Annotated in this window: 18 protein-coding genes; 9 read left to right on the top strand and 9 right to left on the bottom strand. The window is 68.7% G+C overall.

The window, feature by feature from the left end; all coding sequences use genetic code 11:
- The first annotated feature begins 7 nt into the window (after window positions 1-7).
- Together INR38_RS19550 and INR38_RS19545 are read left to right on the top strand one after the other, a co-directional pair.
- The gene (locus INR38_RS19550) at window positions 8-3,094 is read left to right on the top strand and encodes an FAD-binding and (Fe-S)-binding domain-containing protein (RefSeq protein WP_207443734.1); all 3,087 of its coding nucleotides are present in this window, start codon (window positions 8-10) and stop codon (window positions 3,092-3,094) included.
- Between the two features lie 37 nt (window positions 3,095-3,131).
- Window positions 3,132-3,551, top strand: coding sequence for a heme-binding protein (locus INR38_RS19545; RefSeq protein ID WP_013802959.1), 420 nt, complete (start codon window positions 3,132-3,134; stop codon window positions 3,549-3,551).
- A gap of 12 nt (window positions 3,552-3,563) precedes the next feature.
- Here INR38_RS19545 and INR38_RS19540 read toward each other — a convergent pair whose 3' ends face one another.
- Entirely contained in the window at window positions 3,564-4,250 is a 687-nt protein-coding gene (locus INR38_RS19540) for a GntR family transcriptional regulator (RefSeq protein ID WP_013802958.1), read from the bottom strand.
- A 227-nt stretch (window positions 4,251-4,477) separates the two neighbouring features.
- Between INR38_RS19540 and INR38_RS19535 the strand changes: the two genes are divergently transcribed.
- Window positions 4,478-5,428: a transglutaminase family protein gene (locus tag INR38_RS19535; protein WP_013802957.1), complete on the top strand. Its 951-nt coding sequence runs from the start codon at window positions 4,478-4,480 to the stop codon at window positions 5,426-5,428.
- Between the two features lie 36 nt (window positions 5,429-5,464).
- On the opposite strand, the gene INR38_RS19530 is transcribed toward INR38_RS19535, so the two are convergent.
- From INR38_RS19530 to msrB, 7 genes are all read right to left on the bottom strand, one after another.
- Window positions 5,465-7,624: a TonB-dependent siderophore receptor gene (locus tag INR38_RS19530; protein WP_043820810.1), complete on the bottom strand. Its 2,160-nt coding sequence runs from the start codon at window positions 7,622-7,624 to the stop codon at window positions 5,465-5,467.
- A gap of 320 nt (window positions 7,625-7,944) precedes the next feature.
- On the bottom strand, window positions 7,945-8,631 hold the full coding sequence (locus INR38_RS19525) for a phenylalanine--tRNA ligase beta subunit-related protein (RefSeq protein WP_126311940.1): 687 nt from the start codon (window positions 8,629-8,631) through the stop codon (window positions 7,945-7,947).
- Between the two features lie 84 nt (window positions 8,632-8,715).
- Entirely contained in the window at window positions 8,716-9,543 is an 828-nt protein-coding gene (locus INR38_RS19520) for an AraC family transcriptional regulator (RefSeq protein WP_207443733.1), read from the bottom strand.
- Window positions 9,544-9,556: 13 nt separating this feature from the next.
- Window positions 9,557-10,915: a chromate efflux transporter gene (gene chrA, locus INR38_RS19515; RefSeq protein ID WP_197943096.1), complete on the bottom strand. Its 1,359-nt coding sequence runs from the start codon at window positions 10,913-10,915 to the stop codon at window positions 9,557-9,559.
- Between the two features lie 73 nt (window positions 10,916-10,988).
- Complete coding sequence (gene msrA, locus INR38_RS19510) at window positions 10,989-11,738, bottom strand: peptide-methionine (S)-S-oxide reductase MsrA (protein ID WP_197943097.1); 750 nt, start codon at window positions 11,736-11,738, stop codon at window positions 10,989-10,991.
- A gap of 34 nt (window positions 11,739-11,772) precedes the next feature.
- The gene (locus tag INR38_RS19505; protein ID WP_207443814.1) at window positions 11,773-13,602 is read right to left on the bottom strand and encodes a cytochrome c biogenesis protein DipZ; all 1,830 of its coding nucleotides are present in this window, start codon (window positions 13,600-13,602) and stop codon (window positions 11,773-11,775) included.
- A gap of 16 nt (window positions 13,603-13,618) precedes the next feature.
- Window positions 13,619-14,119 carry a peptide-methionine (R)-S-oxide reductase MsrB gene (gene msrB, locus INR38_RS19500; RefSeq protein ID WP_013802950.1) on the bottom strand — a complete coding sequence of 167 codons (501 nt, stop codon included), beginning with the start codon at window positions 14,117-14,119 and terminating at the stop codon, window positions 13,619-13,621.
- 168 nt (window positions 14,120-14,287) lie between these two features.
- On the opposite strand from msrB, the gene INR38_RS19495 reads away from it, so the two are divergent.
- From INR38_RS19495 to INR38_RS19470, 6 genes are all read left to right on the top strand, one after another.
- A complete protein-coding gene (locus tag INR38_RS19495; protein ID WP_012204915.1) occupies window positions 14,288-15,004 on the top strand; it encodes a response regulator transcription factor in 717 nt (238 codons plus the stop codon).
- Window position 15,005: 1 nt separating this feature from the next.
- Window positions 15,006-16,511, top strand: a complete 1,506-nt coding sequence (locus INR38_RS19490; protein ID WP_207443812.1) for a HAMP domain-containing sensor histidine kinase — start codon at window positions 15,006-15,008, stop codon at window positions 16,509-16,511.
- 88 nt (window positions 16,512-16,599) lie between these two features.
- On the top strand, window positions 16,600-18,318 hold the full coding sequence (locus INR38_RS19485; protein WP_207443810.1) for an FMN-binding glutamate synthase family protein: 1,719 nt from the start codon (window positions 16,600-16,602) through the stop codon (window positions 18,316-18,318).
- Between the two features lie 114 nt (window positions 18,319-18,432).
- Complete coding sequence (locus INR38_RS19480; RefSeq protein WP_012204918.1) at window positions 18,433-18,711, top strand: hypothetical protein; 279 nt, start codon at window positions 18,433-18,435, stop codon at window positions 18,709-18,711.
- Window positions 18,712-18,728: 17 nt separating this feature from the next.
- Entirely contained in the window at window positions 18,729-20,402 is a 1,674-nt protein-coding gene (locus INR38_RS19475) for a PepSY-associated TM helix domain-containing protein (RefSeq protein WP_207443808.1), read from the top strand.
- Window positions 20,395-20,712: a DUF3325 domain-containing protein gene (locus INR38_RS19470; RefSeq protein WP_207443806.1), complete on the top strand. Its 318-nt coding sequence runs from the start codon at window positions 20,395-20,397 to the stop codon at window positions 20,710-20,712. Before INR38_RS19475 ends, INR38_RS19470 begins: the two co-directional genes overlap by 8 nt.
- 34 nt (window positions 20,713-20,746) lie before the next feature.
- Here the strand turns inward: INR38_RS19470 and INR38_RS19465 are convergent, their stop codons facing one another.
- A complete protein-coding gene (locus INR38_RS19465; RefSeq protein ID WP_242699132.1) occupies window positions 20,747-23,104 on the bottom strand; it encodes an Ig-like domain-containing protein in 2,358 nt (785 codons plus the stop codon).
- Window positions 23,105-23,197: the final 93 nt, after the last annotated feature.

The following is a 23,197-nucleotide window of genomic DNA, read 5'->3' as shown; positions in this document are numbered from 1 at the left end:
AGCCGCCATGCTGATGGAATCCACGCACCGCCTTGCCGCTTCCCCCGACGACACCGTGCCCGCTCCCGGCACGGTGCAGCCGCCCAACGAGGTCAGCCAGATGCTGGCGCGCCGCCTGCGCTCGGACACGCGCGGCCAGGTCCTGTTCGACGCCGCCTCGCGCGGGCGCTATGCCACCGACGCCTCCATCTACCAGATCATGCCGGTGGGCGTCTTCGTGCCCACCTGCGAGCAGGACATTGCCACGGCCCTGCAGATCGCCCGCGAGCTGAAGGTGCCCGTGCTGCCGCGCGGCGGCGGCACCAGCCAGTGCGGGCAGACCACGGGCGCGGCCCTGGTGATCGACAACAGCAAGCATTTGCGCAACATCCTCTCGGTGGACCCTGATGCAGGCACGGCCGAGGTCGAGCCCGGCCTGGTGCTGGACCACCTCAACGCCCGGCTCAAGAAGCTCGGCCTGTGGTATCCGGTGGACGTATCGACCAGCGCCCAGGCCACGCTGGGCGGCATGGCGGGCAACAACTCCTGCGGCTCACGCTCCATTGCCTACGGCAACATGGTCCACAACGTGCGCGGCGCCCGCGCCTGGATGGCCGATGGCGAGCTGCTGGACTTCGGCCCCGTCGCCCAGGCCACGGGCCGCGCGGCGCGCATTGCGCAATTCGTGCACGGGCTGGCGCAACAGCACCGGGCGGAAATCCACGCGCACTGGCCCAAGGTCATGCGCCGCGTGGCGGGCTACAACCTCGACATCTTCGACAACCAGAGCGAGCGGCCCTACACGGCCGACGGCAGCGTCAACCTGGCCCATCTGCTGATAGGCGCCGAGGGCACGCTGGCCTACACGCGCTCGCTCACCCTGCAGCTCAGCGCGCTGCCGCGCGCCAAGGTGCTGGGCGTGGTGAACTTTCCCACCTTCCACGCTGCCATGGACTCGGCCCAGCACATCGTGAAGCTGGGCCCCACGGCCGTGGAGCTGGTGGACCGCACCATGATCGAGCTGGGCCTGGCCAACCCGGCCTTCAAGCCCACCATAGAGACCGCGCTCATCGGCCGCCCGGCTGCCATCTTGCTGGTGGAATTCGCCGGCGACGACCGCGCCGCGCTGCTGGCGCGACTGCGCCAACTGGTGGAACTCATGGGCGAGCTGGGCCTGCCCGGCAGCGTGGTGGAAATGCCCGAGGAAGCGGCCCAGAAAAACCTCTGGGAAGTGCGCAAGGCGGGGCTGAACATCATGATGAGCCTCAAGGGCGACGGCAAGCCCGTGAGCTTCATCGAGGACTGCGCCGTGCCGCTGCAGCACCTGGCCGAGTACACCGATGCGCTCACCGAAGTGTTCGCGCGCCACGGCAGCCGGGGCACCTGGTACGCCCATGCCTCCGTAGGCACGCTGCATGTGCGGCCCATCCTGGACATGCGCACCGACGGCGCGGCGCGCATGCGCGCCATTGCCGAGGAAGCGGCCGAACTGGTGCGCAAATACAAGGGCGCCTTCAGCGGCGAGCACGGCGACGGGCTGTGCCGCGGCGAGTGGATTGCCTGGCAGTTCGGGCCCGCCATCACCGAGGCCCTGCGCGCCATCAAGCAGGAGTTCGATCCCCAGTGCCTGTTCAACCCCGGCAAGATCATCGATACGCCCAGGATGGACGATGGCCGGCTGTTCCGCTTCGCGCCCGCCGATACGCCCCGGCCCTACCGGCGCATTCCCATCACGCCCGTGCTCGACTGGTCGGCCTGGAACGTGCAGGCCGACCCGGTCACCGAAGTCACCACGGCGCCCGGCACGGGCGGCGACGTCACCGGCGGCTTTGCCAAGGCCGTGGAGATGTGCAACAACAACGGCCACTGCCGCAAGTTCGACGCCGGCACCATGTGCCCCAGCTACCGCGTCACGCGCGACGAGCAGCACCTGACGCGCGGCCGCGCCAACACCCTGCGCCTGGCCATCTCGGGCCAGCTGGGTCCGGACGCCTTCACCAGCGAGGCCATGCACGACACCATGGACCTGTGCGTGGGCTGCAAGGGCTGCAGGCGCGACTGCCCCACGGGCGTGGACATGGCCCGCATGAAGGTGGAATTCCTGGCCCACTACAAGGCCCGCCATGGCCACACGCTCAAGGACCGGCTGGTCGCCCATCTGCCGCGCTACGCGGCCACGGCCAGCCGCATGCCCTGGCTGCTGAACCTGCGCAACCGCCTGCCCGTGCTGCGCCAACTGGGCGAAAAACTGCTGGGCCTGTCCGCCAGGCGCTCGCTGCCGGCTTGGCGCAGCGACACCTTCTGGCGCGCGCCCGAAGCACATACCTTTCTTGACCGCGACCAGGCCCTGGCCCGCGCGGCGGCCGGCGAGCGCGTGGCCGTGCTCTTCGTGGACACCTTCAACGGCACCTTCGAGAGCGAAAACGCCCTGGCCGCCGCGCGCGTGCTGCAGGCGGCCGGATATGCGCTGCACACCGCCAGCAAGTCCGCCAAAGAGGGGGGCGGCCACCACTGCTGCGGCCGCACCTACCTGGCCACCGGCATGGTCGAGCAGGCCAAGGCCAGCGCCGGTGCGCTGATCAACGCCCTGGCGCCCTTGGCCCGGGCCGGCATCCCCATCGTCGGCCTGGAGCCCTCCTGCCTGCTGACCCTGCGCGACGAAGCCCTGGTCATGGGCCTGGGCGAGCCTGCGCAGGCCGTTGCCGCCCAGGCCCTGCTGTTTGAGGAATTCATTGCCCGTGAAGTGAAGGCCGGCCGCTTTGCGCTGCCGCTGCGCGCCGCCGGGGCGCCCATCCTCGTGCACGGCCATTGCCACCAGAAGGCCTTTGGCGCGGTCAGCCCCATCCTGGACGTGCTGCGGCTGATTCCCGGCGCCCAGCCCGAGCTCATCGAAAGCTCCTGCTGCGGCATGGCCGGCAGCTTCGGCTACGAGGCCAGCCACCACCAGGTCTCCATGGACATGGCCGAGGCGGCCCTGCTGCCGGCCATACGCCAGCGCCCCGAGGCCATCGTCGTGGCCGACGGCACCAGCTGCCGCCACCAGATCGCCGACGGCGGGGCGCGCGAAGCCGTGCATGTGGCGCGGCTGCTGGAAAGCCTGCTGGACGCCCGCTGACCGCCATCCTCCCTCCTGCGCAAGACAAGGCACTCCCATGAAGCACAAGCCCTGCCTGGACCTCCAGGACATCAAGACCATCGCCCAGGCCGCCGAGGCGCATGCCACGGCGCGCGGCTGGGCCGTCAGCATCGCCATCGCCGATGACGGCGGCCACCTGCTGTGGCTGCAGCGCCTGGACGGCGCGGCGCCGGCCTCGGCCCACATCGCGCCGGCCAAGGCCCACGCCGCAGCACTGGGCCGCAAGGAAAGCCGGCTCTATGAGGAAATGATCAATGGCGGCCGTACCGCCTACCTGAGCGTGCCCGCGCTGCAGGGCCTGCTGGAAGGCGGCGTGCCCATCACCAGTGAGGGCCACTGCCTGGGCGCCGTGGGAGTCAGCGGGGTGAAGCCGGCAGAGGATGCGGAGGTGGCGCGGGCGGGGATTGCGGCGCTGGGGGCCGCGCCGCAGCGGTAGCGGCCCTGGGCTTCAGCGCGACTTGCGCGGCTGCAGGGCCTCGGCGCGCAGCATGGCCAGCACGGCATCGCGCTTGTGGTGCAGGTGGGTGACCAGCAGCTCGCGCAGGGCCGTGGCGTCGCGTGCGCCCAGGGCCTCGATCATGGCCTCGTGCTCCTTGACGGCCTGCTTCCACTTGGCCGTGTCCAGGTTGGTGCGAAAGCGCAGCGACTGCACGCGGTTGTTGATGCGCTGGAAGGTCTCCGTCAGCACGGGGTTCTTGGCGGCGCTGTTCAGCGCCGCGTGGATGGCGGCGTTGAGCCGGTAGTAGGCGGACACGTCGGCGCGCGCCACGCTGGCCATCATCTCGTAGTGCAGGGCGCGGATCTCGGCGAATTCCTGGTCGGTGATGCGCTGTGCGGCCAGTTCGCCCGACAGGCCCTCGATGCCGGCCAGCACCTCGAAGGCGTGCATGACATCGGCCTCGCTCAGCTTGACGGCGATGGCGCCGCGGTTGGGCAGCAGGTCGGCCAGGCCTTCGGCGGCCAGCAGCTTGATGGCCTCGCGCAGCGGCGTGCGCGAGACGCCCAGCTGCTCGCACAGCTCGCGCTCGTTGAGCTTGGCTCCCGGGGCGATGCGCCCCTCGATGAGCATGGACCGCAAACGGTCCGCCACCTGCTCGTGCAGCGCCGCCCGCGATATCTCGATGATCTCCGCCATCTAGCGGTCTCCTTGGCTGTTCCTGGCTGGTGGATGCCCCCGCCACAGGCATTGCGCCATGCGGGGCGGCGCCGATGTTAGCCGAGTTTGCACCCCAGGCGGGCCTCCTGCCCGGCGCACGCGCTGTCCCTGCCAAGCACTACAGGCTTTTCAGCAGGGGCCTACGGCCTGCGGGCGTGGCTGCCCGCACCATGGTGGCGATCAGACACACCAACCAGGGACAAACAATGGCCAACGCAGCGATCCGGCTGCAGATCCAGGTGGATCTTGCTTATGACATCCGCGATCCGGCCGGGGCCGATTTCGTGTTCAACATCCATGCGGCCCACACCTCGCACCAGACGGTGGAGAACGAGCGTCTGGTGCTCAGCCAGCCCGTGGAGCCCGACATTGCCACCGAGCCCGCCACCTCCACCCGCTTCATGCGCCTGCATGCCAACCCAGGCCCCCTGCACCTGACCTACACGGCCACCGTCTGCATCGCGCACCACCGCGAGGATCCGGCGGCGCTGGGCGAGGTTCCGGTGCGCTGCATCCCGCTGGAGGTCCTGCCGTACATCTACCCCAGCCGCTACTGCCAGTCCGACCGGCTGATGCAGCTGGCCTTCCGCAATTTCGGCCAACTGGCGCCCGGCTATTCGCGCGTGCTGGCCATACAGCAGTGGGTGCAGGAGCTGGTGACCTTCGCTTCGGCCACCAGCAACTCGTCCACCTCGGCCGTCGATACCCTGGTGGAGCAGGTGGGCGTGTGCCGCGATTTCACGCACCTGATGATCGCCCTGTGCCGTGCGCTGAACATTCCTGCCCGTATCGCCACCGGCACGGACTACGGTGCCGACCCTGCGCTGGGCCCGCCCGATTTCCATGCCTACGTGGAAGCCTACCTGGGCGACAGGTGGTATCTGTTCGATGCATCGGGCACGGCCATTCCCATGGGCTTCATGCGCTTTGGCACGGGCCGTGACGCGGCGGACGTGGCCTTTGCCACCATCTTCGGCAACGTGGTGGCCATGGCCCCCATGATCCAGACACAGGCCCTGGAAGACGAGCACAGCCAGCTTCCCCGGCTGTGCAGCGAGGCGCTGTCGACCACCGCACCTTCGCCCGCCGTGCTGTCGGGCTGCGCATCGTTTGGCAGCACGGCGGACCGAAGGAGCTTCAGGCAGCTGCCTGCCTGAGCTGCCTGCGCTGTGAAAGGCGCACGGCGGCGGTCCTCAGAAGCGGTGCGTTCCCGTCACCGCAAAGGTGCGCCGCTGGCCGTAGAAGCAGTCGCCGCGTGCCAGGCACTGCGTGATCTGCACCTTGTCGGTCAGGTTGACCACGTTGAAGGCCAGGCGCCAGGGGCCTGCGTCATAGGACACCATGGCATCCAGCAGGGTGGCCGAAGGCGTGTCCACCAGGCTGGTGCCTGTCCACTGCGAACCCGTGTAGCGCACGCCGGCGCCCAGGCTCCAGCCGCCGCGCCCTTCGCTGGCAAAGCGGTGCGTCAGCCAGGCCGATGCCGTGTGGCGCGGCACGCTGGTCACGCGCTGGCCCTGGTCGCCGCCATTGCTGCGCGAAATGACGGCGTCGGTGTACGCATAGGCGAGCGTGGCGTCCCAGTGGCGCGCCAGGCTGGCGGTGAGCTCGGCCTCGAAGCCGTTGACCTTGACCTCGCCGATCTGCAGGCTGTTGAGCGGGTTGGCCGGGTCGGTGGTCTTGCGGTTCTTCTCGCGCAGCGTGTAGACGGCGGCGAAGGCGGAGAGGCCCTGGCCCGGCGGCTGCCATTTCACGCCAGCTTCCCATTGCTCGCCGCGCTGCGCCTTGTAGGGCGTGCCGTAGACATCCACGCCGCCCAGCGGCTGGAAGGATTCGGAGTAGCCCAGGTAGGGCGCCCAGCCACCATCCATCTGGTAGGTGGCGCCTGCGCGCTTGGTCCAGGCCTTCTCGTCCACGGCGGAGGCGGGCCGGCCTTCGGTGTCCGTCTGCGCGCTGTCGTGGCGCAGGCCGAGGGTGGCGGTCCAGCGGCCCCACTTGATCTGGTCCTGGGCGTAGAAGCCCAATTGCTTTTGCGACACGCCCGGCTGGCGCACCAGTTGCGAGGCCGTGGGCGGCGTGAAATTGCCGTAGACGGGGTTGTAGACGTCAAACGGCGCGGTCAGGCCGCGCCAGGTGGACTGGCTGGTGCTGTTGCGCTGCGCATCCATGCCGGCCAGCACGGTGTGCTCGGCCGTGCCCCAGCGCAGCTTGCCTTCGAGCTGCGTGTCGATCACCAGCATGCGCCCGCCGTTGACCTGCCAGGAGGCATCGCGGTAGACGCTGCGGTTGTCGGGGTTGAAGACCGGGCGCGCAGGGCGGCCCTGGCCGGGGATGGCGGTGAAGCTGGTGTAGATGGAGCGGTAGTCCACGTCGCTGATGGTGCGCCGCAGGTTCTGGCGCACGGTCCAGTCCGCGTTCAGGCGGTGGCTGAACAGGTAGCCCCAGGACTTGTTCTCTGTGTCGAACGAGTCCCAGCCGGGCTCACCGATGAAGGTGCTGGTGGGAATCTGGCCGTAGGGGCTGGGCAGGCGCGTGCCCTGCCAGGGGAAGAAGCCGATCAGCGAGCCGCTCTTGTCCTTCTGGTAGAGCGCCTGCAGCGTCAGCGAGGTATCGGCGCTGGGCCTCCACGTCAGGCTGGGCGCGATCACCAGGCGGTCGTCGTTCACATGGTCCACCTGGGTGCCGCTTTCCCGGCCCACGGCCACCAGGCGGTACAGCCACTGGCCGTCTTCGGTGACGGCGCCGGTCAGGTCGGTGGCGATCTGCTTGCGCCCGTAGCTGCCCACCTGCACCTGCACCTCGCGCAGCGCCTCGGCCTGCGGGCGCTTGCTGGTGAGGTTGAGCACGCCGCCCACGCTGCCCTGGCCGTAGAGCACGGAAGAGGGTCCGCGCAGGAATTCCACGCGCTCCAGCGTGTAGGGATCGGGGCGGCTGGTGTTGTAGGTGCCGTAGGTGCGCAGCAGACCGTCCTGGTACTGGCTCACGCTGCCGCCGCGTGCCGAGAAGCTGTCCACCCGGCTGTCAAAGTAGTTGGACACCACGCCCGCGCTGTAGGCGGTGGTCTGGCGCAGCGTCTGCACGCCCTGCGCCTCGAACTGGTCGCGCGTGACCACGCTGATGGCCTGGGGCGTCTCGATCAGCGGCGTGTCGGTCTTGGTGGCCGAGATGGCGCGCTTTGCGGTGAAGCCCACCACGGGGCCGGTGGGATTTTCCTTCTCGGTGCCTGCATTCACGGTGACCGGGGCGAGCGTGGCCTCGGGAACATTTTCAGGCTGGGCCTGGGCGTGGGCTGCGCCGCACAGGGCAAGCAGGGCGGCATGCGCAACTGCCGTGCGCGAGAGTCTTTGGATAAGCATGGTCAATGGTCGAGAGCTGGGAAACCTGTGCCGTGGGGCGTGCTCTGGGTGCGTCGGCGCTGCTGCCGGCCTGGGTCCAGCGGCGCAGCCTGTCGTGGCGGGTGCGGATTCTAGAATGACAATGAGAATGATTTCTTTTTCTTTTCATTTGTATGTAGCATGCAACGCATTGGTATCATTTTGATAGCAACAAAGCATGTCTTGAAGAGATCTGCGAGTCGATGTGCAGGGCGGTGCGATACGCGTGCGGTCTTGCTTGCGGGAAGTCCGCGCAGCGTGTTAGCCCCTTTCACGCCGGGGCGCCAACGGCCCCGGTCGCCTCAGGCCAGGGCGGCCTGCGAGGGGTTGCTTCGGTGTGAAACGGCCTCGGGCCACAGCCGCCCGGCCGCCGACTGCAATGCTTCCACCAGCTGCCGCGTATCCGCCTTGCCCGTGGCGTGCAGCGCTTCGGTCACGATCAGCGCGTTGACTGTGGATTCGCGCACAGCCGAGTGGCCGCTTTGGCGGTTGCACCAGCGCCGGGCGTGGGCGCGGCCAGCGGTGTCGGCGAAGATGATTTCGCCGGGCTCGGGATATTCGATCTCGCCCGAGAAGGTCTCGTAGACCTCGCTGCCGGTTGCGGGGCGCACCTGCAGGCAGCCGCTGATGCGGTCCAGGTCGAAGACGGCCACGGGAATGGCAAAGGCCACCGAGGCCGCATTGCACAGGTCCACCAGCGGATGCAGGCCCGGCAGATCTCCTTCCTTGCGCAAGCGGCGCAGCAGGGCCTCGGCGGCGCAGCGGTATTGCGTGGGCTTGAGGCCCATCCTGGCAAAGCCGCGCCGCCAGGCCTGAATGGATGGCATCTCGCTTTCCGGGGTGCAGGCCAGGTTCTGCCTGGCCTGTGCCATGAAGGGGGCGATCACGGCGTGTGCGGGCACGTCGGGTGACAGGCCGCGCAGCAGCAAGGTCTGCGAGGCCAGTTCAGGAAAGTCGCGGGGGATGGAGGGTGAGTAGGAGAACTGCAAGATCAGGCCTTGTGAGTGGAGAGGGGATGTGATCTCCATCCTCGCCAGGCCGGTTTGCGTGGTCTTGAAGGAAATTGCAGCGCGTCACGCAGCGCAGGCCTTGGCTGCCTTGGCGTAGAAGCCGGGCGCCATGCCGAAGCTGCGCACGAACAGGCGCGTCATATGGCTCTGGTCGGCAAAGCCGCTGTGCACGGCGGCCTCGGCCAGCGGCATGCCGCCGGCGATGAGCCTGCGCGCCTGGTGCAGGCGCCGCTGCAGCAGATAGGCATGGGGCGTCATTCCCGTGGCGCGCGCAAAGGCACGCAGGAACTGGTAGCGGCTCAGGCCCGCCTCGTGGGCCAGGGCGCCCAGGGTCAGCGGCGCACCGGGATCGTCGTCCATCCGGGTGCGGGCCAGTGTGATGGGGGCCGGTGCGCGGGGCGCCGGGGCAGGGCGCTGCAGCATGCCGCCCAGCAGTTGCAGCAGGGCTTCGTCCAGGTCCAGGGCGCCCGTTGCCTCGCCGCTGCCGGTCATCCTGCGGTACAGAGCCTGAAAACACGCGGCCAGGCGCGGGTCGCGCACGGCGGGCTGGCGGAACTCGAAGCCGGTCGCCGGCCCTGCGCCATCCATGTCCGCCATGAGCCCGGCCACGACCGAGGGTTCCAGGTAAAGCATGCGCCAGGCGCGACCGCCATCGCCCAGGGGCATGCCGTCATGCAACTCGCCGGGGTTGACCATGATGAGGTCGCCGGCCCCGGCCTCGTACAGACCTCGCCCGCTGGCGGATTTCTGCGCGCCACGCTCGATCAGGCCGATCCCGTACTGCTCGTGGGCGTGCCGCCCAAAGCGCCTCGCCGTGTCTGCGGCCACGGCCTCCACGCCTGCGGTGCGGCAGCGCAGCCAGCTGAAATGCCCATCCGTGGTCGATACCATGCCGCAGCCTTTCCTATCCAACCTGGCGCGCCAGCGTGATCGCCAGGCCGGCCAGCCCCGCGCCGACCACCACGGGGATCACGCCCACCTTCCAGCGCAGCAGCGCGGCTGCGGCGACCAGGCCCAGCAGTGCGGACGGCCAGTCGAAGGGACCCGCCCAGCCCTGGGGCCACAGCACATGCCAGGCAAAGAACACGGCCAGGTTGGCGATGACGCCCACCACGGCGGCCGTGATGCCCGTCAGCGGCGCGGTGAAGCCCAGCCTGCCATGGGTGGACTCGATGAAGGGGCCGCCCAGCAGGATGAAGGCGAAGGACGGCAAAAAGGTGAAGAAGGTCACGACCAGGGCGGCGGCGGCGCCGGCCGGCAGCAGCGCATCGGGGCCGAACACCTGCGTGCTCCAGCCGCCCAGGAAGCCCACGAAGGACACCACCATGATCAGCGGCCCCGGCGTGGTCTCGCCCAGGGCCAGCCCGTCCATCATCTGCGTGGCCGTGAGCCAGTGGTAGTGGTCCACGGCGCCCTGGTAGAGGTAGGGCAGCACGGCGTAGGCGCCGCCAAAGGTCAGCAGCGCCGCCTTGGTGAAGAACCAGCCCATCTGGGTGAGCGCGCCCTGCCAGCCAAAGGCGGCGGCCAGCAGGCCCAGCGACAGCGCCCACAGCCCCAGGCTGGCCGCCAGCACCTGGCTGAAAAAGCGCCAGCTGAACCGTGCATGGGCCGGTGTGGGCGTGTCATCGTCGATGACGGCCGGGCCGTGGCTGCCCCCGCGCGGGCCGTGCCCGCCCGCAGGGGAGAAGTGGCGCGGCGCCAGCCTGCCCCCCAGGTAGCCCAGTGCGCCGGCCGCCAGCACGATCAGCGGAAACGGCAGCTTCAACGCGAAGATGGCCACGAAGGCCGCCGCGGCAATGCCCCACAGCCAGCCGTTGCGCAGGGTGCGCGAGCCCACGCGCCAGGCCGCCTGCACCACCAGTGCCGTCACGGCCGGTTTGATGCCATAGAAGATGCCGGCAACGGCCGGCACATGGCCGAAGGCCACATAGATCCAGGACAGGGCGATGAGCAGCAGCAGCGAAGGCAGCACGAACAGGCCGCCGGCCACGATGCCGCCCCAGGTGCGGTGCAGCAGCCAGCCGATGTAGGTGGCCAGCTGCTGCGCCTCGGGGCCGGGCAGCAGCATGCAGTAGTTGAGCGCATGCAGGAAGCGCCCCTCCGAGATCCAGCGCCGCCGCTCCACCAGGTCCTCATGCATGATGGCGATCTGCCCGGCCGGCCCGCCAAAGCTGATGCAGCCCAGCTTCAGCCAGTAGCGCAGGGCTTCGGCGCGGGTGGGCGGGAGGGGTGCAGCGGGTGCATCAAGCGAACTGGGAGGCATGCCGCAAATGTCTCATACGGCAGCCGCTGCCGACGCCTGCCGGCACCCACTCCGCACCTGTGCTGCGCAGACGCTACATCTGCCGGGCGGCCTGCTTGACCAGCACCGGCTCGGCGCGGTAGCTGCCCGGGAACAGCTGCTTGAGCTGCTCCACCTTGGGCAGGTCGTTGATGACGATGTAGGGATGGCGCGGGTTCTCGGTCATGAAGTCCTGGTGGTAGTTCTCGGCCGGGAAGAAGCTGGGCTTGTCCTCCAGCCGGGTCACGATGGGCTTGCCGAAGACCTTGGCCGCGTCCAGCTGGGCCACATAGGCCTGGGCGGTCTTGAGCTGCGCGGCGTCTGTGGCGAAGATGGCCGAGCGGTACTGCGTGCCCGTGTCCGGCCCCTGGCGGTTGAGCTGGGTCGGGTCATGGGCCACGGAAAAGTAGATCTGCAGCAGCTGCCCGTAGCTGACCTGGGCCGGGTCATAGGTGACCTCGACCGACTCCGCATGCCCGGTGCGTCCGCTGCTCACCGCCGAATACGATGCCTGGGCCGCCGTGCCGCCGCTGTAGCCCGAGACGGCGCGCTGCACGCCCTTGACGTGCTGGAACACGCCTTGCACGCCCCAGAAGCAGCCGCCCGCAAAGATGGCTTTCTGCGGCCCCTGGCCCGTGGCGGGCGCATCCTGCGCGGGTGGCGGAATGCGCACGGCCTGCTCGGCCGCCTGCAGGTTGCTGCCCTGCCACAGCAGGGCGCCGCCCAGCAGCACGGCGCTGCCGGTCAGCAGTTGGAGAAGGCCGCGGCGGCGGGGTGCGGCGGCGAGGGTGGAATCGTTGGTCATGGTGTCTCTCCGGTGAAAGTGAAGTGGCCAGGGATCAGCCAAAGGTGAAGGCATAGGCGGAGATGCCGGGGTCCAGGAATTCGATGCTGAAGGTGCGCTCGGCTGCGCCGCCGTCCTGGCGCACCAGCTGGTACAGGCGCTGCTCGGTCACGCTGCCGCTGCCGTCGGCGGCCACGTCCATGCCGCGCGAGGCGCCGGGCGCCTTGCCGTCGATCAGCACCTTGAAGCGCACGGGCTTGCCATCGCTGCCCGGGCCCAGCACCAGGTGCAGGTCACGTGCCTGGAAGCGGTAGGTGATGCGGCCGGTGGCGCCGTCCAGCGTGGCGCTTTCCGGGCCCACCGTCCATTGGCCGCTCAGGCCCCAGGCGTTCAGCGGCAGGCGCTCGGGCGTGGCATAGGCGGTGGCCTGGTTGTGCACGGCGGCAGGCGTGGCGGCAAATTGCTCGGCGCGCTCATAGCCCAGGTAGGTTTCGTGCGAGCGCACGGCTGCCATGTCGGCTGCCTGCTGCACGCCCTTGGCCTGCACGTCGATCAGGCCCTGGTCCACCTGCTTCGATCCGGCTTCATGCAGCAGTTGCTGGATCACGCGCTCGGACTCGGCATAGCCGCCCTCGCCAAAGTGGTGGTGCCGGATGCGGCCCTGGGCGTCGATGAAGTAGTGCGCCGGCCAGTACTGGTTGTTGAAGGCGCGCCAGATCTTGTAGCCGTTGTCCACGGCCACGGGGTAGCTGATGCCCAGGTCCTTGATGGCCTTTTCCACGTTGGACAGCTTGCGTTCGAAGGCGAACTCCGGCGCATGCACGCCCACCACCACCAGGCCCTGGTCGCGGTATTTCTCGGCCCAGGCCTTCACATAGGGCAGGGTGCGCAGGCAGTTGATGCAGGAATAGGTCCAGAAATCCACCAGCACCACCTTGCCGCGCAGTTGTTCGGCCGTCAGCGGGGTGGAGTTGAGCCAGTCGGTGGCGCCGTCCAGCGCAGGGGTCAGCCCTTCGTCGGGCAGGGTGGAGCGGGACGGGCCGCCGGCCATGCGCATGGCGCCGCCTGCGGCCATCATGGCCGGGCCCGAGCCCTCACCCCTGTCCACGGCGGCCATCATTGCGGGACCGGCCTGCATGGCCATGGCGCCACCCTCGGGCCTGCCGCTCAGGCGGTCCACCAGCCTTTGCTCCAGGCCGCCGGTGGAGGCCGTGGACACTTGCGCCAGCACGCCCGTGTCCAGCCCCAGCGCAATCGCACCCACGCCGGCCAGCATGGCTGCGCCCAGCCCGCGCCGCACCCATTCGCCCGCGCCCAGCATGCGCTTGAGCGCCGCAAACACCTTGCCGCCCAGCAGCAGGGCCGCCGCCATGGAGCTGGCCGCACCGGCCGCATAGGCCAGCAGCAGCAGGCTGGAGGTGGTGTTGGCGCCCTGCAGTGCGGCGCCCGTGAGGATCAGGCCCAGGATGGGGCCGGCGCAGGGCGCCCACAGCAGGCCCGTGGCCACGCCCAGCAGCAGCGAGGCGCCGGGGCGGGCGCCGCCGTCCGTGCCCTGGGCACGCTCGGAAAGGCGCGAGCCCGCCGCCACCAGCGGCCGCGTCAGCCGCTCGGACAGGCCGGGCCACAGCAGGGTCAGCGCAAACACGGCGACCAGGCCCAGGGCCAGCCAGCGGCCGTATTCATTGGCGGCCACCACCCAGCCGCCGCCCACGGCTGCCAGCGAGGCCACCAGGGCGAAGGTCAGCGCCATGCCCGCCAGCAGCGGCAGGCCGCTTTTGGCGAAGGGCTGGTCGGCGCGTGCAAAGACGAAGGGCAGCACCGGCAGGATGCAGGGGCTGACGATGGTCAGCACCCCACCCAGATAGGCCAGGACGATCAGCAGCATGGCGTGGCTCCCGGGGTCAGGCTGGCTGGGGCGTGAACGTCAGCGACAGGCCGTTCATGCAGTAGCGCAGGCCCGTGGGCTTGGGGCCGTCGTCGAAGACATGGCCCAGGTGGCCGCCGCAGCGGCGGCAATGCACCTCGGTGCGCAGCATGCCGTAGGTGCGGTCCTGGCGCGTGGCCACGGCCTTGTCCAGCGGCTGCCAGAAGCTGGGCCAGCCCGTGCCGCTGTCGAACTTGGTCTTGGACGAGAACAGCGGCAGGGCGCAGCCCGCGCAGGCAAAGGTGCCGGCGCGGTGCTCCTTGTTCAGGGGGCTGGTGCCGGCGCGCTCCGTGCCTTCCTTGCGCAGGATCTGGTACTGCTCGGGCGTGAGCCGGGCGCGCCACTCGGCGTCGCTGTAGCTCACCTCGAAGATTTCGCTGGAGGCGGCGGCCGGTGCGCGGCGCGGGAACAGGCTGGCCGCCAGCACGGCGGTGGTGCCGGCGCCTGCAGTCCACAGAAGATGGCGTCTGGTGGTCATGGTGTGCTCCTGAAGGTTGCGTGCGTCTGAAAACGATGCGATGCCAGTCAGGTTAGGGCGGCGGCCTCCCGAAGTCTTCACGCAGAGTTCAAAGATTCGTGATAACTCCCGGCCCCGGTATTGCGCACAATGGCAGCCACTCCCGCCACTTCCAGGAAACCGCATCCGATGACCGCCACGCGCCGCGTACTTCTCGTCGAGGACGACGCCCATATCGCCGACCTGCTCACGCTGCACCTGCGCGACGAAGGCCTGGAAGTCATGCACTGCGCGCGTGGCGACGACGGCCTGCGCCAACTGGAGCGCGGCGGCTGGGACGCGCTGGTGCTGGACATCATGCTGCCCGGCGTGGACGGCCTGGAGATCTGCCGCCGCGCCCGCGCCATGGCTCGCTACACGCCCATCATCATCATCAGCGCGCGCTCCAGCGAGGTGCAGCGCATCCTGGGCCTGGAGATCGGCGCCGACGACTACCTGGCCAAGCCGTTTTCCGTGCTGGAGCTGGTGGCGCGCGTCAAGGCGCTGCTGCGCCGCGTGGAGGCGCTGGCCCAGAATGCCCGGCTGGAGTCCGGCAGCCTGACCATCGCCGGCCTGGCCATGGACCCCGTGGCGCGCGATGCCCGGCTGCATGGTGCCCGGCTGGACCTGACCCCGCGCGAGTTCGATCTGCTGTATTTTTTTGCGCGCCAGCCCGGCAAGGTGTTCTCGCGCATGGACCTGCTCAATGCCGTCTGGGGCTACCAGCACGAAGGCTACGAGCACACCGTCAACACCCACATCAACCGCCTGCGCGCCAAGATCGAGGCCGACCCGGCCCAGCCCGCGCGCATCCTTACCGTCTGGGGGCGCGGCTACAAGTTCGCCGAGGCGGGGGAGGGCGCCTGACATGAAGCTGCGCCTGACACTGACCCAGCGCCTGTCCCTGGTCTTTGCCGTGCTGCTGCTGGTGTGCAGCGGCACCTCGGCCTGGATGCAGCTGCGCGCCAGCCGCATGCATGAGCTGGAAGTGGTGCAGGGCCTGTCCCGCGACGTGGCCGAAAGCATTGCGCGCGACGCCCAGCTGACCGACGCCAACGGCCTCATGCCCGGCGCCGTGCGCAGCTTCTTCAACCAGCTCATGCTGGTCAACCCCAGCGTGGAGGTCTACCTGCTGGACGCCGACGGCCGCATTGCCGGCCATGCCGCCCCCGAAGGCCGCGTGCGCCGCGAGCGCGTGGACCTGGCGCCCGTGCACCGGCTGCTGGAAGGCGGCACGCTGCCCATCCTGGGCGACGACCCGCGCAGCGTCGAAGGCCGCAAGGTCTTCAGCGCGGCGCCGCTGCGCGTCAACGGCAAGGACGTGGGCTTCATCTACGTGGTGCTGCAGGGCGAGGCGCATGACCAGCTGGTGGCGCAGGGCTCGGCCAACTCGGTGCTCAGCACGGCGCTGTGGTCCATCGGCATGGTGGCGCTGCTGTGCCTGGTGGCGGGCCTGGTGGCCTTTGCGCTGATCACGCGGCCGCTGCGCCGGCTCACCGAAGAAGTGGCCGGCTTCGACATCCATGGCGCGCCCCCGGACCTGCCGGCCCCCCAGCCCGGCGCTGCACAGGACAGCCGTGACGAGATCGCCGTGCTGGACTCGGCCTACCGCCGCATGGTGGCGCGCATCGGCGAGCAGTGGCGGGCGCTCACGCGCCAGGACCAGGAGCGGCGCGAACTCATCGCCAACGTCTCGCACGACCTGCGCACGCCGCTGTCGTCCCTGCACGGCTACCTGGAAACGCTGCTGCTCAAGGACGCCGTGCTCGACGCCACCGAGCGCCGCCGCTACCTGGGCATTGCCCTGGCCCAGAGCCAGAAGGTGGGCGAGCTGGCGCAAAGCCTGTTCGAGCTGGCACGCCTGGAGTACGGCTTTGTCCAGCCCGAGCCGGAGCCGTTTTCCATGCCCGACCTGGTGCAGGACGTGTTCCAGAAATTCGAGCTGCGTGCCGAGGCGCGCCAGGTGGCGCTGCGGGCCGACTTCCCGCCCCGGCTGCCCGTCGTCCAGGCCGACCTGGGCATGATCGAGCGCGTGCTGGGCAACCTGCTGGACAACGCGCTGCGCCACACGCCCGGCGGCGGCAGCATCCAGGTGGCGCTGGCGGCAGCGGGCAACGCGGTCGAAGTCACCGTGGCCGACACCGGCCCCGGCATCTCGGCCGATCTGCGCGAAGGCCTGTTCGAGCGCCCCTTCACCGTGGGCGGCGCCCGCCGCGGCGGCGGCCTGGGCCTGCGCATCGTCCACCGCATGCTGGAGCTGCACGGCTGCCGCATCGAACTGGTGGACCAGCCGGGGCAGGGGGCGAGCTTCCGGTTCGTGCTGCCTGCGGCCGCGCAGGCAACGGGCGCCGGCGCCCGGCCGCGCCAGGGCTGACGCGGATCGTGGGTTACCCTTGTGCACAGCGCGCCCTCGACGGCGCGGCATGCACAAGATCGTCAACACGCCCCCAAGGACCCATGCCATGTCAACGTCTGCCTCCCCGGTTCATCGCCTGCCCGCATGGGTGCCGCTGCGCTACACCACGTTCTGCCTGAGCCTGGTCGGCAGCGCGGGGCTGCTGGTGGCGGCGCTGGTGTGGGGAGGGCTGTGGTGGTGGCTGGGCTTTGGCGTGTGCGCCGCGCTGGCGCTGCTGGGCGTGCGCGACATGACCCAGGTGCGCCATTCGGTGCTGCGCAACTACCCCATCATCGGCCACCTGCGGTTCCTGCTGGAGTTCATCCGGCCCGAGATGCGCCAGTACTTCATCGAGTCCGACCATGAGGCGCTGCCGTTCTCGCGCGCCCAGCGCTCCCTGGTCTACCAGCGCGCCAAGGGCGACCCGGACAGCCGCCCGCTGGGCACGCAGCTCAATGTCACGGCCCAGGGCTATGAATGGGTGAACCATTCCATGCAGCCCACCAAGCTGGCCTCGCATGACTTCCGCATCACCATCGGCTGCGCCGATGAAGGCACCTCGCCCTGCACCCAGCCCTACAGCGCCAGCATCTTCAACATCTCGGCCATGAGCTTTGGCGCGCTGTCGGCCAATGCCATCCTGGCGCTGAACAAGGGCGCGAAGATGGGCGGCTTTGCACACGACACGGGCGAGGGCTCCATCAGCCAGCACCACCGCGTGCACGGCGGCGACCTGATCTGGGAGGTGGCCTCGGGCTACTTCGGCTGCCGCAACGACGATGGCAGCTTCAACGAAGAAAAATTCATCGCCAACGCCACCGACCCGCAGGTCAAACTCATCGAGATCAAGCTCAGCCAGGGCGCCAAGCCCGGCCACGGCGGCATGCTGCTGGGCGCCAAGGTCACCCCTGAGATCGCCGCCGCGCGCGGCGTGCCCGTGGGCGTGGACTGCATCAGCCCGTCCAGCCACAGCGCCTTCAGGACACCGGTGGAGATGATGCATTTCATCGCCCGGCTGCGCGAGAAGTCGGGCGGCAAGCCCACGGGCTTCAAGTTCTGCGTGGGCCATCCCTGGGAGTGGTTCGCCATCGTCAAGGCCATGCAGGAGACGGACATCACGCCGGACTTCATCGTGGTCGATGGGGCCGAGGGCGGCACGGGCGCGGCGCCGGTGGAGTTCACCGACCACGTGGGCGTGCCGCTGCAGGAAGGGCTGCTGCTGGTGCACAACACGCTGATCGGCGTGGGCCTGCGCCACCGCATCAAGATCGGCGCGGCCGGCAAGGTGATCACGGCCTTCGACATCGCGCGCATGATGGCGCTGGGCGCCGACTGGTGCAATGCCGGGCGCGGCTTCATGATGGCCCTGGGCTGCATCCAGGCGCAGAACTGCCACACCGGCCACTGCCCCACGGGCGTGGCCACGCAGGACGCGGTGCGCCAGAAGGCCCTGGTCGTGCCCGACAAGGCCACGCGCGTGGCCAACTTCCACGACAAGACCCTGCATGCGCTGCAGGAGCTGGTGCAGGCTGCGGGCCTGGAGCACCCTTGCGACATCACGGCCCACCACATCGTGCGGCGCATCTCCGACACCGAGGTGCGGCAGCTGGCCAACCTGGTCCTGCGCGTGGAGCCCGGAGCGCTGCTGGGGCCGCTGGACAAGCAGCACAGCGTGTTCAAGCTCTACTGGCCGGGCGCCAGCGCCCACACCTTCCAGTTCGCGCCGCCCACGCTCAAGCCTTCGGCGCCGCAGGCCAAGGCGCAGGCGGCAGGCCAGGCTGCATAGAGACGCCACGCACAGAAGACAGGCGCCACAGACCACAGCCGATTACAGGTTTTAACAACCCTCGGGGATAATGCGCCCCGAGAACTTGGTGCACAACTGTATTTTTCTGTGTAAATGAAAACTATTTTGGTTCGCATTGCAGCTGCCATCTTCGGCGGCTATGCCTTCACCTGGGGCTTCATCGCCCTGGGCGTCGTGCTGATGTTTGCCGCCGGAATGGAGTTCCACGATGCCGAGCATCTGGGCTACATCCTTGGCTTGCTGGTGTTTCTGACGGTGTTCCTCTGGGCCTTTGCCGCCCAGAGCCTCCCGCGCGTCTGGGCCGTGCTGGCCGGTGGCGGCATTGTCATGACCGGCTGCGCATCACTGCTCCAGCAGATGCTGCTGCCCTGATCCGGAGATCGCTTCCCATGTTCCAGAATTTCCGCCTTTCCATGGCCTGGCTGCACACCTGGTTCGGGCTGGTGCTCGGCTTCGTGCTCATGGCCGCCTTCTTCTTTGGCGCGCTGTCGGTGTTCGACCGCGAGATCGACCGCTGGGCCATTCCGGCCTCGCGCTTCGAGCCCACGCCCATGCCCTCGTACGACCAGATCCTCAAGCCGGTCTTCGAGTCCATGCAGCCCAATGCCCAGGCGCGCGAGGCCATGCGCGGCGAGGTCAACGGCCCGCTGCCCGAGCGCTTCGACACGCCCCAGCGCTGGGGCGCCTACACCACGCACCGCGACCCGGTGCTGGGCCTGTTCGCCGGCTACGAGGTGGCCAACGCCAAGAAGCCCGAGACCCTGATCTGGGCCATGCGCACCATCGACCCGCGCAATGGCGAGTCCCTGCCGGATGACCACCTCAAGATCGGCAGCCAGTTCTTCTACCCGCTGCACTACAGCCTGACGCTCAACTGGATGGGCCTTGGCTACTGGATCGTGGGCTTTGCCGCGCTCATCATGCTGGTGGCCCTGGTCAGCGGCGTGGTCATGCACCGCAAGATCTTCCGCGAGCTGTTCACCTTCCGTCCGAAGAAGGCCACCCAGCGCAGCGTGCTGGACCTGCACAACATGACGGGCGTGGTGGCGCTGCCCTTCCACTTCTTCTTCGCCTTCACGGGGCTGGTGATCTTTGCGGGCATCTACTTCCCCATCACCCATACCCAGCTGGAGCCCCTGCACGAGCTGCACGAAAAAATGGAGGCCGAGGAAACCGGCCTGCCGCACGACCGCGCCGGAGTGGCCGCGCCCGTGGCCTCGGTGGACGCCATGGTGGCCGAGGCGCAGCGCCGCTGGGCCGCCAAGGGCATGGCCGGCGACGTGGGCTTCCTGTCCGTCACCCATGTGGGCGATGCCAACGGCTACGTCAGCGTCTACCGCGCCGGCACCGACCGCATCGCGCTCACGGGCGAGGGCATCCACTTCAAGGCCAGCACGGGCGCGCTGCTGCGCGAAGATCCGCCGCGCACTGCCGTGGACAGCCTCAACACCTTCCTCACCGGCCTGCACCTGCAGCACTTCCGCCACTGGCTGCTGCGCTGGCTGTACGTGCTGGGCGGCCTGGCCGGCTGCGCCTGCATTGCCACCGGCTTTGTCTTCTTCGTGGAAAAGCGCAAGAAGCAGCACGCCAAACAGGGCGTGCAGGGTGCGCGCGTGGTCGATGCCCTGGCCGTCACCACCGTCACCGGCATGCTGGTGGCCGCCCTGGGCATGCTGATTTCCAACCGCCTGCTGCCCGAGGCCATGCCCCAGGGCTGGCCGGGCCGGGGCGACATGGAGCGCTATTTCTTCTGGGCCGCCTGGCTGCTGGCCATGCTCCACGCCTTTGTGCGCAGCGCCCCCGTGGCCCAAGGCCTGCCCAATCCCGCCTGGCGCGAGCAGTGCTGGGCCGTGGCCGCCATGGCCGTCACGGCCGTGCTGCTGAACTGGCTGACCACGGGCGACCATCTGTTCAAGACCCTGGGCGCGGGCTATTGGCCGGTGGCCGGCGTGGACCTGTTCATGCTTGCCAGCGCCGTGCTGGCCGTGGTGGTGGCGCGCAAGCTCAAGACGCGCGCCGTGCCCGCCATGCCCTCGCGCGCCGCGGAGGTGGCCCATGTCTGAGGGACTGATGGACGCACTGCTGCTGGCCGCCGCCTTTGCCGCCTCGCTGGCCGGCATGGGCTGGTTTGCGCTGGCCAAGGACGTGCACTGGGAGCAGGTGCACGGCGACACGCCCCAGCCCGATGGCAAGGTCAGGCTGCTGCGCTGGCTTGGCGTCTCAGGCCTGGCCGCCTCGCTGGGCCTGTGCCTGGCGGTGGACCATGCCTCCATGGCCTCCCTGGTCTGGATCATGACGCTGGCCGCTGCCGCCCTGGCCATTGCCTTCACCCTGACCTGGCGGCCGAGCTGGCTGCGCTGGCTGCCGGCCTGACGATTTCGAGGGGACCTCTGCGCCCGCTGCAGGCTCAGGCCTGCCTTTTCCTCATCCTGCGGCTGGCCAGATAGGCCATGCCGCACAGCAGCGCCAGCATGCCGCCCTTGCCCAGGCCGGGAACGGCCTGGACATTTCCGGGGCCGGCACCGGGCCCTGGGTCCGTGCCCGGACCGGGGTCGGGATCGGTGCCCGGGCCCGGGTCGGGAGGATCGGCAGCGATCACCTCGATGGACACGGCTGCCGGTGCGGCAGCGCTCTGGTGCCCGTCGGATACCGTGAAGGCGAAGGTATCGGGCCCGGAGTAGCCGGCCGCTGGCGTGTAGACCAGCGTGCCCGTCTGGGGATCGAAGCCGCTGATGCCGCCATGGGCGGGGCCCGTGGTGATCTCGAAGCGCAGCGGGTCCGACTCGAAGTCCGTGCCAGCGAGGGTGATGGACAGCGCCGTATCCTGCGGCGTCGTGACGGCTTGCGGCAGCGCCACGGGGGCGGCGTTGGCCGCCATCGCGTTGGAAAAGCGCGAGGTGTCACCGGTGGAAATCCGGGTGGCGGTCGCCGTGACAGCGGCCTGGTCGCCCGGGGGCATGGCGCCCTTGAACGCCAAGGGCGCATGGCCGGAGGCATCGGTGGTCACGGTCTGCGAGCCCAGCAGAACCTTGCCGGCGGCGCGCTCCACCAGCCCGTCGGGCAGCCTGGGCGTCGAGAAATACTCGATGCGCATGCTCTCGTTGGCGACGCTGTCCAGCGTGCCGGACAGGCCGTCGGGCGTCACCGTGAGCAGCACCGGATCGGCAGGATCTCCGTTGGCCAGGCTGGTTCGTGCGATGCCTCCCTCGGTATTGCCGTAGATGGCATTGCCGAGCATGGAGACGCCCTTGACTTCGTCCCCCCGCAGTCCCACGCCGAACAGCCTGTTGTGCGCAATCACGTTGGCATGTGCCGCGTCGTCACCGCCGACCAGGGTGTCATGGGCCTTCTGGAAAAAGGAAACGCCCTCACCGTTGGGCAGGGCGGTTCCCTGGGGACTGACGCCCACGTAGTTGCCCTGCACGAGGTTGTTCTTGCCGGCGCCCTGGAACTGTATGCCGGACGCCTTGCTGCCACCGACGATGTTTCCGCGCACGGTCACCTCGTCCGAATCCTTGATGACGATGCCCCATTGATTGGGCAGCATGGTGCTGGCATCCAGGCTGGTTCCCACGATATTCCCGGCAATCAGGGTATTCGAGTTGCGTGCGGCGTAGTTTCCATTCAATTCAATGGCCGTTTCCTTGTTTCCGGCAACCAGGTTGCCGTCTTCAGGGCCTGTGCCAATGCGATGTCCGCCTTCCGGCGAAAAGAATACGGCAATGCCTGGCCCATTGTTGGCAATCATGGCCGTGCCGGCTGCATTGGTCCCGACACGGTTGCGGGTCACCAGCGTGTGCGAGCCGGAAATGGAAATCCCGGATGAACCACCGGTTTCCCTGACATTGCCGGAGACGAGGTTGCTGTCGATCAGCGTGCCGGTAAATCCGGATGCCACGCTGATGCCGTTTCCCTGGTTTCCCAGCGCCACATTGCCGGTGATATCGGTGCCTATGTAATTTCCCTGAATGATGTTTTCTGTGCCGACGCCCGGCCAGGAAAGCCATACTCCGGAATTTTCCGCCGCGGAAATGACATTTCGTCCGCCAATATCCAGATTGCCGATGCGGTTGCGGTTGCCGGAGTTGACAATAATGTTGCTGCGATTGCCCATGGCGACCGTTCCCGATGCGTCAACGCCTATATGACAGCCCAGCACGGTGTTGCCGTCGCCTGTCACCGTCAGGGCCGTGCTGAAGCCGCCTATCGCCAGACCGCGCACCGTGATGGCGCCTGCCAGCTCGAGCCCTGTACCGAACTCGGAGCTGCCTGCCTGCAGCGTGATCAGGGGGCGGCGTGGCAAGTGGTCCTCATAGCCGGGTTGCGTGCTGGCGTCCACCGTCAGCGATGTGGCCGGTGCAATGGGCTGCATGAGGCTGCCATTCCAGTTGCTTTGGGTGACGATGGTCTGCTCTCCCCCCGCACCGATGCTGAACTCGATGCGGTTGTCGCCCCCTTTGTTGCGGTTGGCGTTGGCGTAGGTGATGGCGTCGCGCAGGGAGCAGGGTCCCAGGCCGGTGCTGGCGCACGGGCCGCTTGCGTCGGCGGCGCTGTCCACCACGACGGTCCATGCATGGGCCGTGGCGACACAGCCTTGCAAGAGCAACGCCAGGGCGAGCAGGCGCAGCGGCCTGCTTGCCGGCCTGGTAGTGAATCGTTGCCTGTATATCCTCATTGCCATTTTTACTTTCCCTGAAATGGGCTGCCGAAACGCATTCTGGATATTGCGCAATACAGGACGTGAAATAGCGCTGGCATTCTGCATGCGCGACGTCTGTGTTCAATATCACAGGGGTGGTCAGAAACGGAGCAGCCTTTGTCGATGAATCAATCCGGCAATGATCTCCAAGGCATAGGG

This window comes from Delftia sp. SD018, assembly GCF_017355445.1.
GTDB classification, from domain to species: Bacteria; Pseudomonadota; Gammaproteobacteria; order Burkholderiales; family Burkholderiaceae_C; genus Comamonas; species Comamonas acidovorans.
This window is presented reverse-complemented; position numbering and strand designations above follow the sequence as displayed.